Here is a 1,528-nt window from a genome sequence, read left to right on the forward strand (position 1 = left end):
CGCGTCACCGTCCACGTCGGCCACCATCGCCTCCAGCACCGCCCGGTACATGCCACCGAGGCGCAGGACGTTGGGGTAGCTGACCTGGTGCGGGCGGGCCAGGATGTTGAGCACGCCGCCGAGGGTGGAGACGTGCAGACCGAACTCCCCGCTGGCCTCGTAGATGGCGTCGTCGAAGTCGACCCGCTCGGTGTCGACCTGCTCGAAGTCGAGGTAGTTGAAGAGGATCTCGATCGGCCGGCGCCCGTCGCCGAGGCGCTGCACGGCCGGCAGCGGGTAGCGGCGGTGCGGCCACAGCTCCAGCTCCCCGGCGTACGTCGAGCGGATCAGCTCCCGCCAGGTCCGCGCGCCGGCGTCGTGCACGAACGGCAGGGTGTTCAGGTGCATCCCGTACACCCGGTCGGCGCCGCTCACCTCGGGCCGGCCGTGGCTGACCAGCCCGCTGGTGAACACGGGTTCGGCGGTGAGCTGGCTCATCACCTTCAGGTGCGCCGCCAGCAGCACGCTCTTCAGCGACGTGTCGGTCCGGCTGGCCAGCTCGCGCAGGTCGTCCATCAGGTCGTGCAGGGGGACGCGGGTGCCGCACTCGTACTCCGGGACCGACTCGTCCTCGCCCCAGCCGGCGGGCAGCTCGAAGACCGGCCGGGCGACGACGCCCTGCCAGTAGTCGCGGTCCTCGGCCGACGCCAGCGCCTCGATCTCGCCGGCGACGAAGTCGGCGTAGCGGACCGGGGGCGCCTCGAACGCCGCCGGCGCGCCGGTGTCGCGCAGGCTGCGGTAGCTGTCGAGGATCTCCATCAGCAGCGAGTGGTGGCTCCAGCCCTCCAGGATGCCGTGCGACATGGTCAGCACGAACCACCACGTGTCGTTGCGGCCGGCCGCCCCGGCGATCCGCATCTGCGGGACCTGGTCGGAGGTGAAGGGCCGGGCGCGCTCGGCGGCCAGGTACGCCCGCAGCCGGCCTTCGGCCTCCTCGTCCGTGCCCTCGCCGAGATCGAGCAGCGTGACGTCGACGGGCACCTCGGCGTGCACGAGCTGCATCGGCACCGAGTAGCCGGTGAGGTCGAATGACGTACGCAGGATCTCGTGCCGGTCCACCACGGTCCGCACGGCCCGGCGCAGCGCCTCGCCGTCGAAGGCGTGCTCGTCGCGGATCGGGAACGCCGACACGTTGTGGTAGGTGCGCCGCTCGGAGTCGGAGAGGGTGACCACGAGCATGGCGAGCTGCACCTGCGCGCACGGGTACGCGTCGGCGAGCCCGGCGGGCAGCGCTGCCCGGTCGGCGTCGTCGAGCAGGCTGAACGGGGCGACCGCTCGGAACGCGGGGGCCACCTCGGCGTCCTCCCCGCCGGCGAGGTGCGCGGCCAGGGCGGCGACCGTGCGGTGCACGAAGACGTCGCGCACCGAGACCGGGTGGCCGGCGTTGCGCAGCGCGCCCACGAGCGCGATGGCGCTGATGGAGTGCCCGCCGAGGTCGAAGAAGCTCTCCTGGGTGCTGACCTGCTCCAGGTTGAGCACCCGGCCCCAG

General features: G+C 72.6%; 1 protein-coding gene. It reads right to left on the reverse strand.

The genetic code is table 11. From position 1 onward, the window contains the following. Positions 1-1,528, reverse strand: a 1,528-nt coding sequence (locus V6V16_RS27680; RefSeq protein ID WP_334566878.1) for a condensation domain-containing protein, incomplete at both ends; no start/stop codon positions are given.

Origin of the sequence: Micromonospora sp. CPCC 205561 (assembly GCF_036906775.1) — a bacterium.
Classification (GTDB): domain Bacteria; phylum Actinomycetota; class Actinomycetes; order Mycobacteriales; family Micromonosporaceae; genus Micromonospora.